At 66.6% G+C, this 17,784-nt stretch carries 17 protein-coding genes; 11 read left to right on the top strand and 6 right to left on the bottom strand.

All coding sequences use genetic code 11. The annotated features are described in order from the left end of the window. Nucleotides 1–34: 34 nt before the first annotated feature. Entirely contained in the window at nucleotides 35–949 is a 915-nt protein-coding gene (locus A5756_RS17590; RefSeq protein WP_066955040.1) for an alpha/beta hydrolase-fold protein, read from the bottom strand. Nucleotides 950–1,023: 74 nt separating this feature from the next. Between A5756_RS17590 and A5756_RS17585 the strand changes: the two genes are divergently transcribed. Next, entirely contained in the window at nucleotides 1,024–1,686 is a 663-nt protein-coding gene (locus A5756_RS17585; protein ID WP_066955037.1) for a TetR/AcrR family transcriptional regulator, read from the top strand. On the opposite strand, the gene A5756_RS17580 is transcribed toward A5756_RS17585, so the two are convergent. Then, the gene (locus tag A5756_RS17580) at nucleotides 1,620–2,366 is read right to left on the bottom strand and encodes a DUF429 domain-containing protein (protein WP_066955034.1); all 747 of its coding nucleotides are present in this window, start codon (nucleotides 2,364–2,366) and stop codon (nucleotides 1,620–1,622) included. The two genes, A5756_RS17585 and A5756_RS17580, sit on opposite strands and share 67 nt — an antisense overlap. A gap of 42 nt (nucleotides 2,367–2,408) precedes the next feature. On the opposite strand from A5756_RS17580, the gene purB reads away from it, so the two are divergent. The 3 genes from purB to A5756_RS17565 are packed head-to-tail and all read left to right on the top strand — an operon-like array spanning nucleotide 2,409 to nucleotide 6,099. Next, nucleotides 2,409–3,827: an adenylosuccinate lyase gene (purB, locus tag A5756_RS17575; protein WP_066955031.1), complete on the top strand. Its 1,419-nt coding sequence runs from the start codon at nucleotides 2,409–2,411 to the stop codon at nucleotides 3,825–3,827. Beyond that, nucleotides 3,824–5,083: a cytochrome P450 gene (locus tag A5756_RS17570; protein WP_066955028.1), complete on the top strand. Its 1,260-nt coding sequence runs from the start codon at nucleotides 3,824–3,826 to the stop codon at nucleotides 5,081–5,083. The genes purB and A5756_RS17570 overlap by 4 nt, the downstream gene beginning before the upstream one ends. Further along, complete coding sequence (locus A5756_RS17565) at nucleotides 5,080–6,099, top strand: tellurite resistance/C4-dicarboxylate transporter family protein (protein WP_066955025.1); 1,020 nt, start codon at nucleotides 5,080–5,082, stop codon at nucleotides 6,097–6,099. Before A5756_RS17570 ends, A5756_RS17565 begins: the two co-directional genes overlap by 4 nt. Here A5756_RS17565 and A5756_RS17560 read toward each other — a convergent pair. Further along, on the bottom strand, nucleotides 6,064–6,684 hold the full coding sequence (locus tag A5756_RS17560; RefSeq protein WP_066955022.1) for a hypothetical protein: 621 nt from the start codon (nucleotides 6,682–6,684) through the stop codon (nucleotides 6,064–6,066). The genes A5756_RS17565 and A5756_RS17560 overlap by 36 nt on opposite strands. 64 nt (nucleotides 6,685–6,748) lie before the next feature. Here A5756_RS17560 and A5756_RS17555 point away from each other — a divergent pair, with 64 nt between their 5' ends. Further along, nucleotides 6,749–7,636 carry a phosphoribosylaminoimidazolesuccinocarboxamide synthase gene (locus A5756_RS17555; protein ID WP_066955020.1) on the top strand — a complete coding sequence of 296 codons (888 nt, stop codon included), beginning with the start codon at nucleotides 6,749–6,751 and terminating at the stop codon, nucleotides 7,634–7,636. Then, nucleotides 7,633–9,783 carry a S9 family peptidase gene (locus A5756_RS17550; protein ID WP_066955927.1) on the top strand — a complete coding sequence of 717 codons (2,151 nt, stop codon included), beginning with the start codon at nucleotides 7,633–7,635 and terminating at the stop codon, nucleotides 9,781–9,783. The genes A5756_RS17555 and A5756_RS17550 overlap by 4 nt, the downstream gene beginning before the upstream one ends. Nucleotides 9,784–9,793: 10 nt before the next feature. On the opposite strand, the gene A5756_RS17545 is transcribed toward A5756_RS17550, so the two are convergent. Continuing rightward, on the bottom strand, nucleotides 9,794–11,416 hold the full coding sequence (locus tag A5756_RS17545) for a DHA2 family efflux MFS transporter permease subunit (protein WP_066955017.1): 1,623 nt from the start codon (nucleotides 11,414–11,416) through the stop codon (nucleotides 9,794–9,796). Between the two features lie 242 nt (nucleotides 11,417–11,658). After that, nucleotides 11,659–13,284: a DHA2 family efflux MFS transporter permease subunit gene (locus A5756_RS17540; RefSeq protein WP_066955015.1), complete on the bottom strand. Its 1,626-nt coding sequence runs from the start codon at nucleotides 13,282–13,284 to the stop codon at nucleotides 11,659–11,661. Between the two features lie 147 nt (nucleotides 13,285–13,431). On the opposite strand from A5756_RS17540, the gene A5756_RS17535 reads away from it, so the two are divergent. Then, complete coding sequence (locus tag A5756_RS17535; RefSeq protein WP_066955012.1) at nucleotides 13,432–14,136, top strand: DUF2334 domain-containing protein; 705 nt, start codon at nucleotides 13,432–13,434, stop codon at nucleotides 14,134–14,136. Nucleotides 14,137–14,184: 48 nt separating this feature from the next. After that, nucleotides 14,185–15,852 (top strand): FAD-binding dehydrogenase, encoded by a 1,668-nt coding sequence (locus tag A5756_RS17530; protein ID WP_066955009.1) that lies wholly within the window; start codon nucleotides 14,185–14,187, stop codon nucleotides 15,850–15,852. A gap of 85 nt (nucleotides 15,853–15,937) precedes the next feature. Here A5756_RS17530 and A5756_RS17525 read toward each other — a convergent pair whose 3' ends face one another. After that, a complete protein-coding gene (locus A5756_RS17525; protein ID WP_066955007.1) occupies nucleotides 15,938–16,576 on the bottom strand; it encodes an MBL fold metallo-hydrolase in 639 nt (212 codons plus the stop codon). Between A5756_RS17525 and A5756_RS17520 the strand changes: the two genes are divergently transcribed. The 3 genes from A5756_RS17520 to A5756_RS17510 all read left to right on the top strand — a co-directional run. Continuing rightward, nucleotides 16,553–17,287: an ATPase gene (locus tag A5756_RS17520; protein ID WP_066955003.1), complete on the top strand. Its 735-nt coding sequence runs from the start codon at nucleotides 16,553–16,555 to the stop codon at nucleotides 17,285–17,287. The genes A5756_RS17525 and A5756_RS17520 overlap by 24 nt on opposite strands. A gap of 61 nt (nucleotides 17,288–17,348) precedes the next feature. Further along, nucleotides 17,349–17,588, top strand: a complete 240-nt coding sequence (gene purS, locus A5756_RS17515) for a phosphoribosylformylglycinamidine synthase subunit PurS (RefSeq protein ID WP_066955000.1) — start codon at nucleotides 17,349–17,351, stop codon at nucleotides 17,586–17,588. After that, the coding region (locus A5756_RS17510) for a phosphoribosylformylglycinamidine synthase subunit PurQ (protein WP_197505794.1) at nucleotides 17,585–17,784 on the top strand (200 nt) is incomplete at its 3' end. The genes purS and A5756_RS17510, both read left to right, overlap by 4 nt.

Here is a 17,784-nt window from a genome sequence, read left to right as displayed (position 1 = left end):
CCGCCCTAGCGTGACGCTCGATGGCCAAACGCATTCACGCCGTCAGCAGCGGCGCCATCCAGGTCAGCTCGGCGGGCAGCTGCGAACTCCAGAACTCCCCGTTGTGGCCGCCCGGCGAGAAACCGCCCGCAGGCGGATGGGGCAGTTGCGCGATGAACTGTTTGGTCGCGGCGTAAAACGGATCGCCGTCGCCGCAATCGACCCGAATGGGAATCGACCCCAGCGCAGGCATCCCGAACACCGAATTCGCCGCGAAGTCGTCGGGCCCGTCGAAGGCACCAGGCGCAGCAGCGCCGGAGGAGAGCCACAGTGCGGGACTGACGGCGCAAATCGCCGCGGTGCGCGCCGGACCCAGCCGACCCCCCAGCAGCAATGCGCCGTAGCCGCCCATCGACCAGCCCAAGAACGCCACCCGCGAGGTGTCCAGGCCCTGGCCACTCAACATCGGGATGAGCTCGTCGAGCACCATCGCCCCGCTGTCCTCGCCGGACGCCCTCTTGTGCCAATAACTGCCGCCACCGTCGACGGCGATAACGGCAAACGGCGGCAGGCCCGCGTTGACGGCTTGGGCCAGGCCCTGTTCGACGCCGCCGGCCATCACCGTGGATGCGTCGCTGCCCTTGCCGTGCAGCGCGATGACCGGTCGCAGCGCCTTCGTTTGGCCTGGCGGTCGCGCGATGGCCCAGTTGGTGTTGATCCCGCCGCGCGCCGCCGAGACGAAGGAACCCGTCACCATGGTGGGCGCCGGCTGACCCGGGGGGGCCGGTTCGAGAGGTGGGGTCGGTGGCGCCAGCGGCGCCTGGGTGCCGGCCGGCGACAGCGGCATGGCCTGAGATGGTCGGGGCTTGAACAGGATGTCGAGCGCGTACGTGCCCGCTGCTCCCGCGGCGGCGCCGGCGCCGAGACCCAGCAGGGCACGGCGGCTCAAGTCGGGCATGGGGGCCATCATGCCATGTTGGTTTTGGCGGACTGTTTGGCCGAAATGGCAATGCAGTACCACTTTGACTGGCACGATGGCTACTCGTGACGGCAGCAGTCACTCCGAAGGGAGAACGTCGACGGTATGCGCTCGTGAGCGCCGCCGCCGAGCTGCTTGCCGAAGGCGGATTCGATGCGGTGGGTCACCGCGCGGTCGCTCGGCGGGCCGGACTGCCGTTGGCGTCTACTACGTATTACTTCTCGTCCCTTGATGATTTGATCGCGCGTGCCGTCGAACACATCGCGATGATCGAGGTGGCACAGCTGCGGTCGCGGGTTACCGCCCTTTCCCGTCGGCGCCGCGGACCGGAGACCATCGCCGAGGTGTTGGTAGACCTGCTTGTCGGCGACGTGTCCAGCCCGGGACTCAGCGACCAGTTGATCTCGCGCTACGAGCGACACATCGCGTGCACCCGGCTGCCCGCATTGCGCGATACCATGCGTCGCAGCCTGCGGCAGCGCGCCGAGGCCGTGGCCGAGGCCGTCGAGCGATCGGGCCGCACGGTACACATCGAGCTGGTGTGCACGCTGATCTGCGCGGTCGACGGTTCGGTGGTGTCCGCGTTGGTCGAGGGCCGCGATCCTCGCGCGGCGGCGTTGGGGACGGTGGTCGATCTCATCGAAGTGCTCGCCCCCATCGATCAGCGGCCCCTGCGGTCGGCCGGCAGCGAAGGCGTCACGATGTACCCGGTGGCGAAGTCGCCGTAGATCGTCACGTCCGCCGGGCGGCGCTGCGCGTAGAGGGCCACATAGGCACAGACCACGGCGTCGACGGGGTCCTCGGCGCGGCGCAGCTCGCTTTTGCGCTCGGCAATGGTTACGCGCTTGCGCAGCCGAGCCCACTCTTCATTACCCGCTACCTGCAGGGGTACCGCGGCGTGCGCAAGCTTCTCTATGCCGTCCATCAGCAAGAGCAACTCGGATTTGAGCTGATCGACGCCGCGGCCGGGCTTGGCCTTGTACTTGAGGGTTCGCGCCAGCCGGAACAGCACCACGGTTGCCGGATGCGGGTAGACCTCGATGGCGCGCCGGCATGCCGGTGAGCGCGGGTCCATGTCCAGTCCCAACGCCCGCGCCAGACGCGCCGCGCGCGGGCCGTCGGCGAACTCCGGTTTCGCCGTGTTGGCCGGGTGCGCCCCGGCTTCGAACTTGCGGAAGTCGCGGTTGAGCGCCGCTTCGGCGGGACGCTGGCCGGTCGGGTTGGTCACCACCAGCGGCGCGTCGAATCCGACCAGGCACTGCCCCTGCACGTAGGGCGACAACGCGGCGAGCACCGCGGCGTCGTCGCCGACGGCGTCGATGTGCACGAGGCAGCCCCCGGCGTCGACGACCGCGACCCCCGTGGGATTGCGCCCGGCCCAGGCCAGATCGACGCCGGCGAAGTACATCCTGGCCAGGGTATGGCCTGCCGGATCGTAAGCTCTATGTCTGTGAGCATTCCGAACGTCCTGGCCGCCCGGTACGCCAGCGCGGAAATGGTCGCGATCTGGTCGCCGGAGGCCAAGGTCGTCGCCGAACGCCGGCTGTGGCTGGCGGTGCTGCGGGCACAGGCGGAACTCGGGGTCGACGTTCCGCAGGACGCGATCGCCGACTACGAGCGGGTGATCGAGGACGTCGACCTGGCCTCGATCGCGGAACGCGAGCGCGCGCTGCGCCACGATGTCAAGGCCCGCATTGAGGAGTTCAACGCGCTGGCCGGTCACGAGCACGTGCACAAGGGCATGACCAGCCGCGACTTGACCGAGAACGTGGAACAGTTGCAGATCCGGCGGTCCCTGGAATTGGTCTTCTCCCATGGAATCGCGGTGGTGGCGCGGCTCGCCGAACGAGCGGTGGGCTACCGCGACCTGGTGATGGCCGGACGCAGCCACAACGTCGCGGCGCAGGCCACCACCTTGGGCAAGCGGTTCGCGTCCGCCGCGCAAGAGACGCTGATCGCGTTGACCCGGCTGCGCGAGTTGATCGACCGCTACCCGCTGCGCGGTATCAAAGGCCCGATGGGCACCGCCCAGGACATGTTGGACCTGCTGGACGGTGACGCGGCAAAGCTGGCCGAACTTGAGCGTCGCGTAGCCCAATTCCTAGGCTTCGCAACGGTTTTGACCAGCGTCGGGCAGGTTTATCCGCGATCGCTCGACCACGATGTGCTCTCCGCGCTGGTGCAGCTCGGCGCCGGGCCGTCGTCGATGGCCCACACGATCCGGCTGATGGCAGGGCACGAGCTCGTCACCGAGGGATTCGCTCCGGGCCAGGTCGGCTCGTCGGCGATGCCGCACAAGATGAACACCCGCAGTTGCGAACGGGTCAACGGGCTGCAGGTGGTGCTGCGCGGTTACGCCTCGATGGCCGCCGAGCTCGCGGGCGCGCAGTGGAACGAGGGTGACGTGTTCTGCTCGGTAGTGCGCCGAGTTGCATTGCCGGACAGCTTCTTTGCCATAGACGGGCAGATCGAGACGTTCTTGACCGTACTCGACGAGTTCGGCGCCTATCCCGCGGTGATCAGCCGGGAGCTGGATCGCTACCTGCCGTTCCTGGCCACGACCAAGGTGCTCATCGCGGCGGTCCGCGCGGGGATGGGGCGCGAGGCCGCGCACCATGTGATCCGCGAGCACGCGGTCGCGACGGCCCTGGCCATGCGGGAACAGGGCACGGAGCCCGACCTGCTGGAGCGGTTGGCCGCCGACGAGCGACTGCCGCTGGACCGGGCGGCGCTGGATGCCGCGCTGGCCGACAAGAAGGCGTTCATCGGCGCCGCCGGCGATCAGGTGGACGAAGTGACCGCCACGGTGGACGCGTTGGTAAGCCGCTACCCGGACGCCGCCAAGTACGCCCCGGGCGCGATCCTGTGACGCTCGCCGGCTCGCTCGCGGGGATCGACTTCACCGATCTGGACAATTTCGCCAACGGATTTCCGCACGACTTGTTCGCCATCCACCGTCGTGAGGCGCCGGTGTACTGGCACGAACCGACCGACAACACCCCCGACAGCGAGGGCTTCTGGTCCGTCGCCACCTATGCGGAAACGCTTGAGGTGTTAAAGGATCCGGTGACATACTCCTCGGTCACGGGCGGCGGCCGGCCGTACGGCGGTACGCTTCTGCAGGACCTCTCCATCGCCGGGCAAGTGCTCAACATGATGGACGACCCGCGTCACTCACAGATACGGCGCCTCGTCAGTTCCGGGCTGACACCGCGAATGATCCGGCTGGTCGAAGACGATCTGCGGGCGCGCACGCGTCGGCTGCTCGACGCGGTGGTGCCCGGGGAACCGTTCGACTTCCTGGTCGACATTGCCGCCGAGCTGCCGATGCAGATGATCTGCATCCTGTTGGGAGTGCCCGAGTCCGAACGGCATTGGCTGTTCGAGGCGATCGAGCCGCAGTTCGACTTCGGCGGCTCGCGCAAAGCGTCATTATCGCAGCTGTCGGTCTCGGAAAGAGACGCGGCGGCCGGCTCACGGATGTACGAGTACGGCCAACAGCTGATCGCGTCGAAGCGGGCCGAGCCGACCGACGACATGTTGTCGGTCGTGGCGAACGCGATGGTCGACGACGCGGACGCGCCGTCCCTGTCGGACCTCGAGCTCTACCTGTTCTTCAGCCTGTTGTTCAGCGCCGGCGCGGAGACGACGCGCAATGCGGTCGCCGGAGGGCTGCTGGCGCTGGCCAACCATCCGGAGCAACTGCGGGCGCTGCGCGCGGATCTCGACGCGCTGCCGACCGCCGTCGAGGAGATCGTGCGGTGGACGTCGCCGTCGCCGTCCAAGCGGCGCACCGCCACGCGCGACGCCACGCTCGGCGGTCAGTCGATCGAGGCGGGCCAGAAGATCCAGATCTGGGAGGGCTCGGCGAATCGCGACGCCGCCGTATTCGAGCGCGCCGACGATTTTGATATCGCCCGAAAGCCCAACCCGCACTTAGGGTTCGGTCAGGGTGTGCATTATTGCCTGGGCGCCAACCTGGCCCGGCTGGAACTGCGCGTGCTCTATGAGGAGCTGTTCTCCCGGTTCGGCGGTGTGCGCGTTGTGCGGCCGATCGAATGGGCCCGCAGTAACCGGCATACCGGCATCCGGCACCTGGTTGTGGAACTCCTCGAGGAACGGTGACGATCCGACGCGCCGAGGCCGAGCCGACGCCGGACGTCTTCGCCGCGGCGATGGCGACAGGGATTCTGTCGATCGCTGCGCACAACCACGGCTACCGCTGGGTCAGTGACGCGCTGGGCGTCGTCGCCACCGTCGGCCTGGTGTTATTGGTGGTCCTGGTGGTCACGACGACCGTGGGCAGGCGCGAGAAGTTGCGCTGGGATCTGACGGATCCCGATGTCACCCTTCGGTTGTTCACCTTCGTTGCCGCCTGCGCGGTGATCGACACCCGTTTGTCGTCCAATGTGTGGGTGCTGCGGGTGCTCGGCGCGGTGGGGCTTTCATCCTGGTTGGTGCTGATCGGCCTCACCGCACGGAATATGTTGGCGCGCCGCTGGTCGGCGCTGCGCGACCGCGCCCACGGCGCGTGGCAACTGGGTAGCGTGGGAAGCTCAGGGCTAGCGATCGTCATCGCCCGGGCGGCGTACCACACCGGTCACCGTTGGTGGCTGACCGTAGCCGTGGCCGTGTGGGCGGCGGCGATCCTCTTCTACGGCCTGGTGACCTGGCTGATCGTGTGGCGGGTCGTCAACGAGCGCCAGGACCGGGACGGATTCGAGCCGGATACCTGGATCCTGATGGGCGGCATGGCGATTGCGACGCTGGCCGGCGCCAACATCCACCCCCTCGCCCCCGTGTGGCTGACCTGCGCCGTCCGCATCGTCACGGTCGTGACGTGGGTGACGGCCACCCTGTGGATACCGCCACTGATCTACTTCGGCCTACACCGGATCAGCAGGCGTCCCAACATGTTGCGTTTCGCCGGGGTGTGGTGGGCGTTCGTGTTCCCGCTGGGTATGTATTCCGCGGCCAGCTACGCCATGGCAGGCGAAATCGGCGAGCGGTCATTGCTAACGGTTTCGCTCGTATTCTTTTGGGACGCGTTGGCGGCATGGCTCGTTGTCGTCGTCGCTGGGCTAATGCTGCTCGGCCGCGCGCTGCTACAGCCGGCCGATCGAGATGCCGGCCGCGCGTAATTCGAGCGCGGCCAGCGCCCGGATGGTCAACGGATCCTCCCGGCGCCACCCACCGACCGGATCCGCGCTGACCGCGGCGAGCTTTCCCGGCGGCCTGTTCGTCAGTGCCCGCAAGGCAAGGAGTTGCTCGCCGGCCGGGGTCGCGGCCAGCGCTGTCACCGTCAATTTCCGTCGAAAGAACCGCAGCCGCAGGAGAAGCCACGGCACGTCCGCGACGAGGATAGGGACGGCGGCGATGGCCATCGCCAGCAGGACCGCAAGCCAGCTGGCCGTGGAGTCCAGGTCGTGGCCGGCACCCGCGAGATCGAGCGCTGCCTGGCTGGCAGAGTTCAGCGGCTGGCTGACCGCGTCCCCCACCAAAGGGATGTGCTGGGCGCCCTTGCCGGCCGACGCAAGGTTGCCGGCGATGCCATGCGCGCCGCTCTCGACTTGCCTGCCGGCCTCGGCGATCGTCGAAACGGCGTCGTAAACCGCCAGACCGACGAGCAGCCATATGGCGGTCCACAGGACGACGGCGAAGTCGCTGAGCAGCTGGGCCAGCAGCCGGCCCGGTCGGGTGGAGTAGGGCAAAAACCGCGGGGTCATAGTCTCGATCCCAGCACAGCTCCCGACACGCGGCCCCTTCCCGGGTGCCCGATAGGCTAACCCGATGCGCCCTGCACTGTCCGACTACCGGCACCTGGCCAGCGGGAAGGTTCGCGAGATCTTTTCCGTCGACGAGGAACATCTGCTGCTGGTCGCGACCGACCGGATCTCGGCGTACGACTATGTCCTCGACAGCACGATCCCGGACAAGGGCCGCATCCTCACCGCGATGAGCGTCTTCTTCTTCGGTCTGGTCGACGCCCCCAATCACCTGGCCGGGCCACCGGATGACCCTCGGATTCCCGAGGAGGTCCTGGGTCGTGCCCTGGTGGTGCGGCGGCTGGAGATGCTGCCGGTGGAGTGTGTGGCGCGCGGCTACCTCACCGGGTCTGGATTGCTGGACTATCAGGCGACCGGGAAGGTCTGCGGCATCACCCTGCCGCCCGGCCTCGTCGAGGCCAGCAAGTTCTCCGAACCCCTGTTCACCCCCGCCACCAAAGCCGCGCTGGGGGATCACGACGAGAACATCTCGTTCGACCGGGTGATCGAGTTAGTGGGCGGCGTTTATGCCAACCAGCTGCGCGACCGCACGCTGCAGATCTATGTCCAGGCCGCCGACCACGCCTTGACGAGGGGAATCATCATCGCCGACACGAAGTTTGAGTTCGGCACCGACCGCGACGGCAACTTGCTGCTGGCCGACGAGATCTTCACCCCGGACTCCTCGCGATACTGGCCGGCCGAGGATTACCGGGTCGGGGTTGTGCAGACGAGTTTCGACAAGCAATTCGTCCGGAACTGGCTAACCGGCCCCGAGTCGGGCTGGGACCGCCATGGCTCGCAACCACCGCCGCCTCTGCCCGACCACATCATCGACGCGACTCGAGGTCGTTATATCGATGCCTACGAACGCATTTCGGGCCTGAGTTTCGACGAGTGGATCGGCGCATGACGGAAACACGTGCCGGCGCGTCAGCGCCGCCCGTCGCCAAGCGCGAGGAGCGCCGACGCGAGCATCACGGCGACGTCTTCATCGACCCCTATGAGTGGCTGCGCGACAAGTCCGACCCCGAAGTCATCGCCTACCTCGAGGCGGAGAACGATTACGTCGATCGGATGACGGCTGATCTCGAACCGTTGCGGCAGAAAATCTTCGATGAGATCAAGGCGCGTACCAAGGAGACCGACCTGTCGGTTCCGACGCGGCAGGGCGACTGGTGGTACTACGCCCGCACCTTCGAAGGAAAGCAGTACCGCGTCCAGTGCCGTTGTCCGGTCGGCGATCCCGATGACTGGGATCCGCCGACTTTGGAAGAGGACACCGAAATACCCGGCGAGCAGATCCTGCTCGACTCGAACGCCGAGGCGCACGGCCACGAATTCTTCGCGCTCGGTGCCGCCACCGTCAGCCTGGACGGGAATCTGCTGGCATATTCCGTCGACACCGTCGGGGACGAACGTTATACCCTGCGCTTCAAGGACCTGCGCACCGGCGAGCTGTATCCGGACCAGATCGCCGACATCGGGGCGGGCGCGACCTGGGCGGCCGACAACCGCACCGTGTACTACCTGACCCTGGATGAGGCGCACCGCCCCGACAAGGTCTGGCGCTACCGGGTGGGCTCCGACGAGACCGCGGAGTTGGTGTATCACGAGGCCGACGAACGGTTTTGGCTCGGCGTCGGGCTCACCCGGAGTGAAGCCTACGTATTGATCGCATCGGGTTCCTCCATCACCTCCGAGTACCGGTACGCCGACGCCGCCGATCCGCGCGCACCGTTCTCCGTCGTGCTGCCGCGGCGCGAAGGCATCGAGTACGCCGTCGAGCACGCGGTGGTCGGTGGGCAGGACCGGTTCTTGATTCTGCACAACGAAGACGCGGTGAACTTCACGCTGACCGAAGCGCCGGTGAGCGAACCGACCCAGCAGCGCACCCTGATCCCGCACCGCGACGACGTGCGGCTCGACGGGGTGGACGCCTTTGCCGGCCATCTGGTGGTCAGCTACCGGAGGGAGGCTTTGCCCCGGCTCCAGGTGTGGCGGATCGATTCCGGAGGGAAATACGATGAGCCCGAGGAGATTACGTTCGACTCGGAGCTGATGTCGGCCGGTCTCGCGGGCAACCCGAACTGGGACGCGCCCAAGTTGCGAATCAGAGCGGGGTCGCTGGTCATCCCGGCGCGGGTATACGACATCGACTTTGCCACCGGGGAAAGAACCTTGCTGCGCGAGCAACCTGTGCTCGGCGGTTACCGCACCGACGACTACGTAGAACGGCGCGACTGGGCCCTTGCCGACGACGGGACCCGCATCCCGGTATCGATCGTGCACCGCGCCGGGATCGAATTCCCCGCGCCGGCCTTGCTTTACGGCTATGGCGCCTACGAGATATGCACCGACCCCAGCTTCTCCATCGCTCGGTTGTCGCTGCTGGACCGCGGCATGGTTTTCGCCATCGCCCACGTCCGCGGTGGCGGTGAAATGGGCCGGCCGTGGTACGAGCACGGCAAGCTGTTGGAGAAGAAGAACACCTTCACCGACTTCGTAGCTGTGGCAAGGCACTTGGTCGACACGGGTGTCACCCGGCCGCATCAGCTGGTGGCGCTGGGCGGCAGTGCGGGCGGCCTGCTGATGGGGGCGGTCGCCAACCTGGCGCCGGATCTCTTCGCCGGCATCCTGGCGCAGGTCCCGTTCGTCGACCCGCTGACCACCATCCTCGATCCCTCCTTGCCGCTGACCGTCACGGAATGGGACGAATGGGGAAACCCGTTGCAGGACAAAGACGTCTATTCCTACATGAAGTCATATTCGCCTTATGAGAATGTCGAGGCCAAGCAGTATCCGGCCATTTTGGCGATGACTTCCCTGAACGACACCAGGGTCTACTACGTCGAGCCGGCCAAGTGGGTGGCGGCGTTGCGGCACGCCAACGCCAACGGCAGTCCGATTCTGCTGAAGACCCAGATGAACGCCGGTCACGGCGGGGTCAGTGGCCGCTACAAGGCGTGGCAGGAGACCGCATTCCAGTACGCCTGGCTATTGGCTGTCGCCGAAGGCCACCGCGATGGCGGCGGACAGAAAGACGACGTCGAGGGATAACGCCCGACGGTCACGAAACGTCGTGGGGTGTTACCGGCTTGCGCGGCAGAAATGCGGCCGGGATGATCGTGAACGCCACCAGGACGACGGCCAGCACGAACACCAGGGTGTAGACCTGGGAGAGGTTATGCGTGACATGGCTGGCGAAATCCGGGGACAGGGCCTGGCGTGGGATTGCCGCCGGATCAACCGGCAGCCCGCGTCTGTCGGCCTCCTCCTGCAGCGAGGCCATTTTGCTCGCGGCGGCCAAGGTTTCATCGCTGGTGAACTGGTTGGTCAAGACCACCGCCATCAGGGCGGCACCAATCGAGCCGCCCAGCTGCTGGTTGACGCTTACCAGCGTCGTACCGCGGGCGATCTGATGCGGCGCGAGTGACTGCATGAGGGCTGCAGAGAGCGGCGTCGTGGTGCAACCCACACCCAGGCCTGTGATCGTCAGACCGGCGAGCAGGATCGGCGAATAATGAGCCTGCCTCGCCACGCCCAGCGTGAAGATCCCAAGGCCTATGGCCATTACCGGGAGGCCAAGCAGCACTATTTTGCCCGCCCCGTATCTGTCCATGTACACCCCCGCGATCGGCAGGGTTATCAGGGCGCCGAGTCCCACCGGCGCGAGGTGCAGGCCCGCCTGCATGGGCGTCTCATGCAATACGAGCTGGAAGTAGCTGGGTATGAGCAGCGTGGCGCCGACTGAGGCGGCGGCGAATACCAGCAGCGTCACGTTGACCTCGGTGACCACCGGGTTCTTGAACAGCCGAAGGTCGATGAGCGGATGATCCGTGCGGAACCGGGCGTGCAAGACGAAAGCGGTGATGAGCGTCACGCCGATGACCATCGGTACCCACACGTAGGGGTCGGCAATCGTGTGTCGTCCGGGGATGGACGACACCCCGCATAGGAATATCGCCACCCCGGGAGACAGCAACAGCAGCCCGGTGACGTCGAGTGCTTCCGACGGGGACGGGCGGTCTTTCGAAAAGAGGATCGCGGCAAGGACGAACGTGGCCAGGCCTATCGGCAGGTTGACCAGGAAGATCCACTTCCACCCGTATGAGTCGATCAACCACCCGCCCAATATCGGTCCACCGATCGGCCCCAGCAGAATCGGAATTCCCCCGATTGCCATCAGGCGACCGACCCGCTTCGGGCCGGCCTCGCGAGTCAAGATCGTCCAGCTCAGCGGCAATAGCATGCCGCCGCCAATACCTTGCAGGACGCGGAAAATGATGAGAAGCAATATGTTTGGCGCTATCGCGCATAGTAGCGAGCCGACCGTGAACGACAGAATCGAACCCATGAAGAGCCGTTTGGTGCCGAATCGGTCGGCTGCCCACCCGGTTATCGGAATTACAGTAGCGAATGCCAACATGTAGCCGGCCATCGTCCACGAGACGATGGCTTGGGTCGAGCCGAATTGGTCGATAAAGGTGCGTTGCGCCACAGCGACGACGGTGTTGTCGAGAATCGCCATGATGCAGGCCAACCCGCAAACCCCGGCGATGCGAAGTAGTGCGGGGTCAAGCTTGTCGGGGTATTCACGTGCGGCGTCGTCGTCTAACTCTCCGGTGTCAGCGGTGGACACCAGAGCGTCGGACAAGCCGGAAGAGGCCTTCTGCATTGTGTCGCCGAGCATAGCGATATCGGTACCCGCAAGCGGACGCTTTTAGGCGTTTGGCTCGGCCGACGCCGCTAACCTGCTGCGTGCAGGCGTTTCGGTTGTCGTTCCCACAACGACAGCGCGCGCGCATCGACCCGGTCCGGTAAGACCTCCCACCATCGGAGCAGGTAGCCCGCGGAACGAGCGCGCGGGCACCCGTAACGGCCGCCGACGCCGGCCTTTCTCCTAGGTGCGATTTGCTGAGATAGCGAATTGCGCTAATTACCGACGGTTTGGCTCGCCGGCTTTTTCGGTAAAAAGGACGCCGGAATGATCGTAGAGACCACCAACACCACCGCGATCGCAAATACCGCCGTATAGGCGTGAGAAAGGTCGTGTACGACGTTGGCCCAAAAACCGGCGTCGAGCGTCTGACGCGGTATTGCGGACTGGTCTACCGGCACCCCGCTGACGGCGGCTTTCTGCTGTAACGCCGCAATCTTGTTCGCCGCGACGATGTTCTCACTGCGATTGAACTGATTGGTGAGGATCATCGACATCAGCGCGGTGCCCACCGACCCGCCCACTTGATGGCTGACGCTCATCAGCGTCGTGCCCCGGGCTATCTGGTGCGGGGCCAGCGCCTGCACCGCGGCGACCGACAGCGGCATCATGGTGCAGCCCATGCCGAGGCCCATGATCGCCAGGCCGATCAGCAGCGTGGGCAGGTAGTCCGCCTGCCTGGCCACGCCAACGGCGAACGTGCCGAGGCCGGCGGTGATCAGCGCGATACCGACCAGCACGATCTTGCCGGGCCCCCGTCGGTCCACCAATGGCCCGGTCAGGCGCATGGTCAGCATTGCGCCAAGTCCCTGGGGGATCATGCGCAGGCCCGCCTGCATCGGCGTCTGGTGCAGCACCTGCTGGAAGTAACTCGGCAGGAGTAGGCCGGCACCGAAGAAGGCGCCGGCGAATACCAGCATCGTCACGTTGGCGTGGGTGAGCACCGGATTACGGAACAACCGCAGATCGATGAGGGGGTGATCGGCGCGGTGCCACGCGTGGGCGACGAACCCCGCGATCAGGGTGAGGCCGACGATGGCCGGTATGAGCACGTGGCGGTCGGCCACGGTGCCGCATCGCGGGATCGACGACACCGCGAACAGGAACATGGCCAGGCCGGGTGACAGCAGCAGCACGCCGACGAGGTCAAAGGTTTCCGACCGCGACGGGTGGTCACGGGGAAAGATGATCGCCCCTAGCGCGATGGTGACGAGGCCGATCGGCAGGTTGATCAGGAAGATCCACCGCCAGCTCGAAGCGTCGATCAGCCAGCCGCCCAGGATTGGGCCACCGATCGGGGCGAGCAGCATCGGGATGCTCAGGATCGACATCAGGCGACCGAGCCGCCGCGGGCCCGCTTCACGTGTCAATATCATGAAACTCAGGGGCAGCAGCATGCCGCCGCCGATCCCTTGGGCCACCCGAAAGACAATGAGCTGCAGGATATTTGCGGCCAGCGCGCACAGGAGGGAGCCTAGCGTGAAGGCGAGCACGGAGCCCAGGAAAAGCCGTTTGGTGCCGAACCGGTCGGCCGCCCACCCGGTGATCGGTATGACCGTCGCCAATGCCAGTGTGTAGCCGGTCATCGTCCACGCGACGACGGCCTGTGAAGACCCGAATTGGTCGATGAAGGTGCGCTGCGCAACGCTGACGACGGTGACGTCCACGATCGCCATGACCGTGGCGAGGATGCACACGCCGGAAATCCGCAACAGGCCGGCGTCCAGCTTGTCGGGATAGTCCCGCTCGCCCGCGCCCGCGCCCGGCTGCGGGGCGGGGTCGTAAGGCAGCGGTATGTCGGCCGCTACATACGGGGCCTGATCCATGGCGTTGCTTAGCATATCGAACCGATTCCCCCGCCGTCCGCCCGCGGGACCCTTTCCGGCTGGCGCGCAGCCCGCCCGACCTGCGGTCCAGCGGTATCGATATACGCCTGCCGTCTGCGTGTCCTTCACCATTCCGAAACCTGAGATCGTCAAACTGCGGGTGTGGCTGGAAAATTGATCGTCTCGGTCTCGGGGATAGGCGAACGCACCCTGAGTGACGTCGAGGCGTTCTGCGCTCAAATGGATGCCCGAAATGTCCCAGTGTCCCTGTTGGTGGCACCGCGGCTCAGTGGTGACTACCGACTCGACCACGACCCGCGCACCGTCGAATGGTTGACCGACCGGCGGTCCGGCGGCGACGCCATCGTGCTGCACGGCTACGACGATGCGGCCACCAAGAAGCGCCGCGGTGAGTTCGCGATCCTTCGGGCGCACGAGGCAAACCTGCGGCTGATGGCCGCCGACCGGGTGCTCGAGCACCTCGGGCTGCGCACGCGGCTGTTCGCGGCACCCGGCTGGGTGGTTTCCCCAGGAGTCGTCAAGGCGTTGCCGGACAACGGTTTTCGTCTGCTTGCCGACCTGCATGGCATCACCGACCTGGTTCGGCACACCACCGTGCGCTCCCGGGTATTGGGTATCGGGGAAGGCTTCCTCACCGAACCGTGGTGGTGCCGGATGGTGGTGCTGTCGGCCGAGCGGATCGCTCGGCGCGGCGGGGTGGTTCGGGTTGCCGTCGCAGCTCGTCACCTGCGTAAACCCGGCCCGCTGCAGGCGATGGTGGACGCCGTCGATTTGTCGCTGATGCACGGCTGCGCGCCCGCGGTCTACCGCTGGCGGCGCGACAGGGCGATTCTCGACGCGGCCTGACCAAGCGTCCCCTCAATCCGCCCGGCGCGGGCACTACCCTGGTCCGACATGAGCGATTCTTCGGCCGCGGGGTTCGGCGCCGATGCCATCATCGTGGGGGCGGGACTCGCAGGGTTGGTGGCCGCCTGCGAATTGGTGGACCGCGGCATGCGGGTGCTGATCGTCGACCAGGAGAGCAGCGCCAACCTGGGTGGGCAGGCGTTCTGGTCGTTCGGCGGCCTGTTCTTCGTCGACAGTCCAGAGCAGCGCCGTTTGGGAATCCGCGACAGCCACGAACTCGCCTTGCAGGACTGGCTCGGCACCGCGGCGTTTGATCGGCCGGAGGACTACTGGCCACGCCAATGGGCGCACGCCTACGTCGATTTCGCCGCCGGGGAGAAGCGCCGTTGGCTGCGTGACCGGGGGCTCAAGCTCTTTCCGTTGGTGGGTTGGGCCGAACGTGGTGGGTATGACGCACGGGGCCACGGCAATTCGGTGCCCCGCTTCCACATCACCTGGGGCACCGGGCCCGCTTTGGTCGAGATCTTCGCCCGTCAGCTGCGGGACCGCTCGACGGTGCGCTTCGCGCACCGCCACCGGGTCGACGAGCTGATCGTCGAGGGCGGCGCGGTAACCGGCGTGCGGGGCACGGTGCTGGAGCCCTCGGCCGCACCCAGGGGTGTGGCGTCGTCACGAACGGCGTTGGGGCAATTCGAGTTCCGCGCACCGGCGGTGATCGTCACCAGCGGTGGAATCGGTGCAAACCACGAGTTGGTGCGCAAGAACTGGCCGAAGCGGATGGGCCGCATACCCGAGCAGTTACTCAGCGGCGTGCCCGCTCACGTTGATGGCAGGATGATCGGCATCTCCCAGCGGGCGGGAGCGCGGGTGATCAATCCGGACCGGATGTGGCACTACACCGAGGGCATCACCAACTACGATCCGATCTGGCCACTGCACGGCATCCGGATCATCCCCGGGCCGTCGTCGCTGTGGCTCGACGCGACCGGCAAGAGGTTGCCCGTGCCGCTGTATCCCGGTTTCGACACCCTCGGCACGCTGGAATACATCACCAAATCCGGGTACGACTACACGTGGTTTGTGTTGAACGCCAAAGTCATCGAGAAGGAATTCGCGCTGTCCGGTCAGGAGCAGAATCCCGATCTGACCGGGCAGAGCCTGCGCGAGCTGCTGCGTAACCGGGCACGCTCCGGCCCCCCGGGGCCGGTGCAGGCGTTCGTCGACCGGGGAGTGGACTTCGTCAGCGCAAACTCGTTGCGGGAATTGGTCACCGGGATGAACAAGTTGCCCGACGTGGCGCCCCTGGACTACGCCACGGTGGAGGGCGAGGTGACCGCCCGCGACCGCGAGGTGGCCAACAAGTTCAGCAAGGACGGCCAGATCACCGCGATCCGCGCCGCCCGCGGCTATCTCGGCGACCGGCTCGGCCGGGTGGTGGCACCGCACCGGCTGACCGATCCGAAGGCGGGGCCGATGATCGCGGTGAAGCTGCACATCCTGACCCGAAAGACGTTGGGCGGCATCGAAACCGATTTGGCCGCCCGCGTGCTGAAAGCCGACGGCACCCCCCTGAACGGCTTGTACGCCGCCGGTGAGGTGGCCGGCTTCGGCGGAGGTGGCGTGCACGGCTACCGCGCCCTGGAGGGCACCTTCCTGGGTGGCTGCATCTTCTCCGGCCGGGCCGCCGGCCGCGGCGTGGCCGACGACATCGCCTAGCGCGGTAGCGCATCGCCCAACGTCACGCGCGCGCAACCCTGGCACGCGAGCGTCACTCTGGCGCGACACTCGAGGTGAGTAGCGGTCAGAAGGTGACCGCGTCCTCCTCGGGCAGCACCTGAAAATCGGTCGTGGTCATCTCGGTGAGCCGGCCATAGTAGATGCCCCGCGCGTCCGGAGCGATGATCCCTTGGTGGATGGGCACCGCGCGCGCGGGTGCCACCGCGCGCAGGTAGTCGACGGCCTCGGAGATCTTCATCCACGGGGCGGCCGCCGGTGTCGCCAATACGTCCACGGGCTCGTCGGGCACGAACAGCGCATCGCCGGGGTGCATCAGTCTGGCGCGATGATCGCCGTCGCCCACCAGGAATGAAATGTTCTCTATCACAGGGATTTCGGGGTGAATGACGGCGTGTCTGCCGCCGACCGCGCGAACCGTCAGCTCACCGATGCTCAGCTCGTCACCGACGTGCACGGCCTGGCAGGGCGCGCCCAGCTGGGCGGTGGTTTGCGGATCGGCGAACAGCGCGGCATCCGGGTTGCCCTCGAGCAGCGCAGGCAGGCGGGTGCCGTCGACGTGGTCGGGGTGCTGATGGGTGATCAGGATGGCCGATAACCCCGTTATGCCCTCAAAACCGTGCGCAAACGTTCCAGGATCGAAGAGCACGCGGGTGTGGTCGAATTCTGCAAGTAGACAGGAATGGCCGAAATGCGTCAGCTGCATGACTACGATTGTGCCCCGACGGGGGTGATGCCGATGCGGGTGATCCTGGCGACCATGGTCGTGGTCGGCGGCCTCGCGGTGGCTCTCATCATCGCCGTGCCCGCACACGCCGAACCGCAGGCCTGTCCGCCCGTGTGTGACCAGATCCCCGACTCCGCGTGGATCCAGCGCCGAGCGGTGCCGCTGGATCCGGTTTACAGCTGGCCCCCGCTGGCTGGCCTGGCGGCGCAGGTGACCGGGTCGACACCCGGCCCTCGATTCCGGTTCGAGGAGGTGTGTTCCACGCCGCCGGTGCCGCGTGACCCCCGCGACTCGGCGGTCGTGGCACGCGCCACGGTCGCCCACCCGGATGGGCAGTGGCAGTTGCAGGCGCAGATCCTGCACTGGCGCGGCGATACGGCAAGCGGCGGCGCCATCGTCGGGTCGGTGTTCAGCAACGCCGTCGCCGCGCTGCGCTCCTGCCAGCAACGTGCGCCGTTGCAATCACCATCGATCACCAGCGACGAAACGAGCCGGATGGCCGCCGTGATCAGTGGTCCGGTCGTCATGCATACCTACCTGCTCGCCCACCCGGCCAGCAGCACGATCAGCGAGCTCACGCTCTGGTCGTCGGGCCCGCCGCAGGTCCCGTGGCCGGCAATGGCCGACGACCCCGTACTGAACGCCATGACCGCGCCCCTCTGCGAGGCCTACATTGCCTCGTGCCCGTAACGGCCGAGCCGCACCTACGCCGGTAGAGTTGGCGCGAAGACAGATCTGAGGAGGAGCGCCGGTGGGCCGGGTAGTCGTTCATGTGATGCCCAAAGCGGAGATTCTCGACCCGCAGGGTCAGGCCATCGTCGGCGCGTTGGGCCGACTCGGCCATCCGGGAATCTCAGATGTCAGACAGGGCAAGAGATTCGAACTCGAGGTGGACGACACCGTCGACGATTCGGTGCTGGCCGACATAGCGGAGACTTTGTTGGCGAACACGGTGATCGAGGACTGGACGATCAGCCGGGAGACCAAGTGACGGCAAGAATCGGCATCATCACCTTTCCGGGGACCCTGGACGACGTCGACGCCGCCCGGGCGGCGCGGAGTGTCGGGGCCGAGGCGGTCAGCCTGTGGCACGCCGACGCCGACCTCAAGGGCGTCGACGCCGTGGTGGTGCCGGGAGGGTTCTCCTATGGCGACTACCTGCGGGCGGGGGCGATCGCCCGGGTCGC

The organism is Mycobacterium sp. 852002-53434_SCH5985345 (assembly GCF_001667155.1).
Lineage (GTDB): Bacteria > Actinomycetota > Actinomycetes > Mycobacteriales > Mycobacteriaceae > Mycobacterium.
The sequence above is the reverse complement of the archived record's forward strand: the minus strand, read 5'-3'. Positions and strand labels throughout refer to the sequence as shown.

Excerpts from the sequence above, each read along its gene's own strand:
- A5756_RS17590 (WP_066955040.1), bottom strand. The coding sequence starts at position 949 with ATGATGGCCCCCATGCCCGACTTGAGCCGCCGTGCCCTGCTGGGTCTC.
- A5756_RS17580 (WP_066955034.1), bottom strand. The coding sequence starts at position 2,366 with ATGTACTTCGCCGGCGTCGATCTGGCCTGGGCCGGGCGCAATCCCACG.
- A5756_RS17560 (WP_066955022.1), bottom strand. The coding sequence starts at position 6,684 with ATGACCCCGCGGTTTTTGCCCTACTCCACCCGACCGGGCCGGCTGCTG.
- A5756_RS17555 (WP_066955020.1), top strand. The coding sequence starts at position 6,749 with ATGCGCCCTGCACTGTCCGACTACCGGCACCTGGCCAGCGGGAAGGTT.
- A5756_RS17550 (WP_066955927.1), top strand. The coding sequence starts at position 7,633 with ATGACGGAAACACGTGCCGGCGCGTCAGCGCCGCCCGTCGCCAAGCGC.
- A5756_RS17545 (WP_066955017.1), bottom strand. The coding sequence starts at position 11,416 with ATGCTCGGCGACACAATGCAGAAGGCCTCTTCCGGCTTGTCCGACGCT.
- A5756_RS17540 (WP_066955015.1), bottom strand. The coding sequence starts at position 13,284 with ATGCTAAGCAACGCCATGGATCAGGCCCCGTATGTAGCGGCCGACATA.
- A5756_RS17530 (WP_066955009.1), top strand. The coding sequence starts at position 14,185 with ATGAGCGATTCTTCGGCCGCGGGGTTCGGCGCCGATGCCATCATCGTG.
- A5756_RS17520 (WP_066955003.1), top strand. The coding sequence starts at position 16,553 with ATGGCCGAAATGCGTCAGCTGCATGACTACGATTGTGCCCCGACGGGG.
- A5756_RS17525 (WP_066955007.1), bottom strand. The coding sequence starts at position 16,576 with ATGCAGCTGACGCATTTCGGCCATTCCTGTCTACTTGCAGAATTCGAC.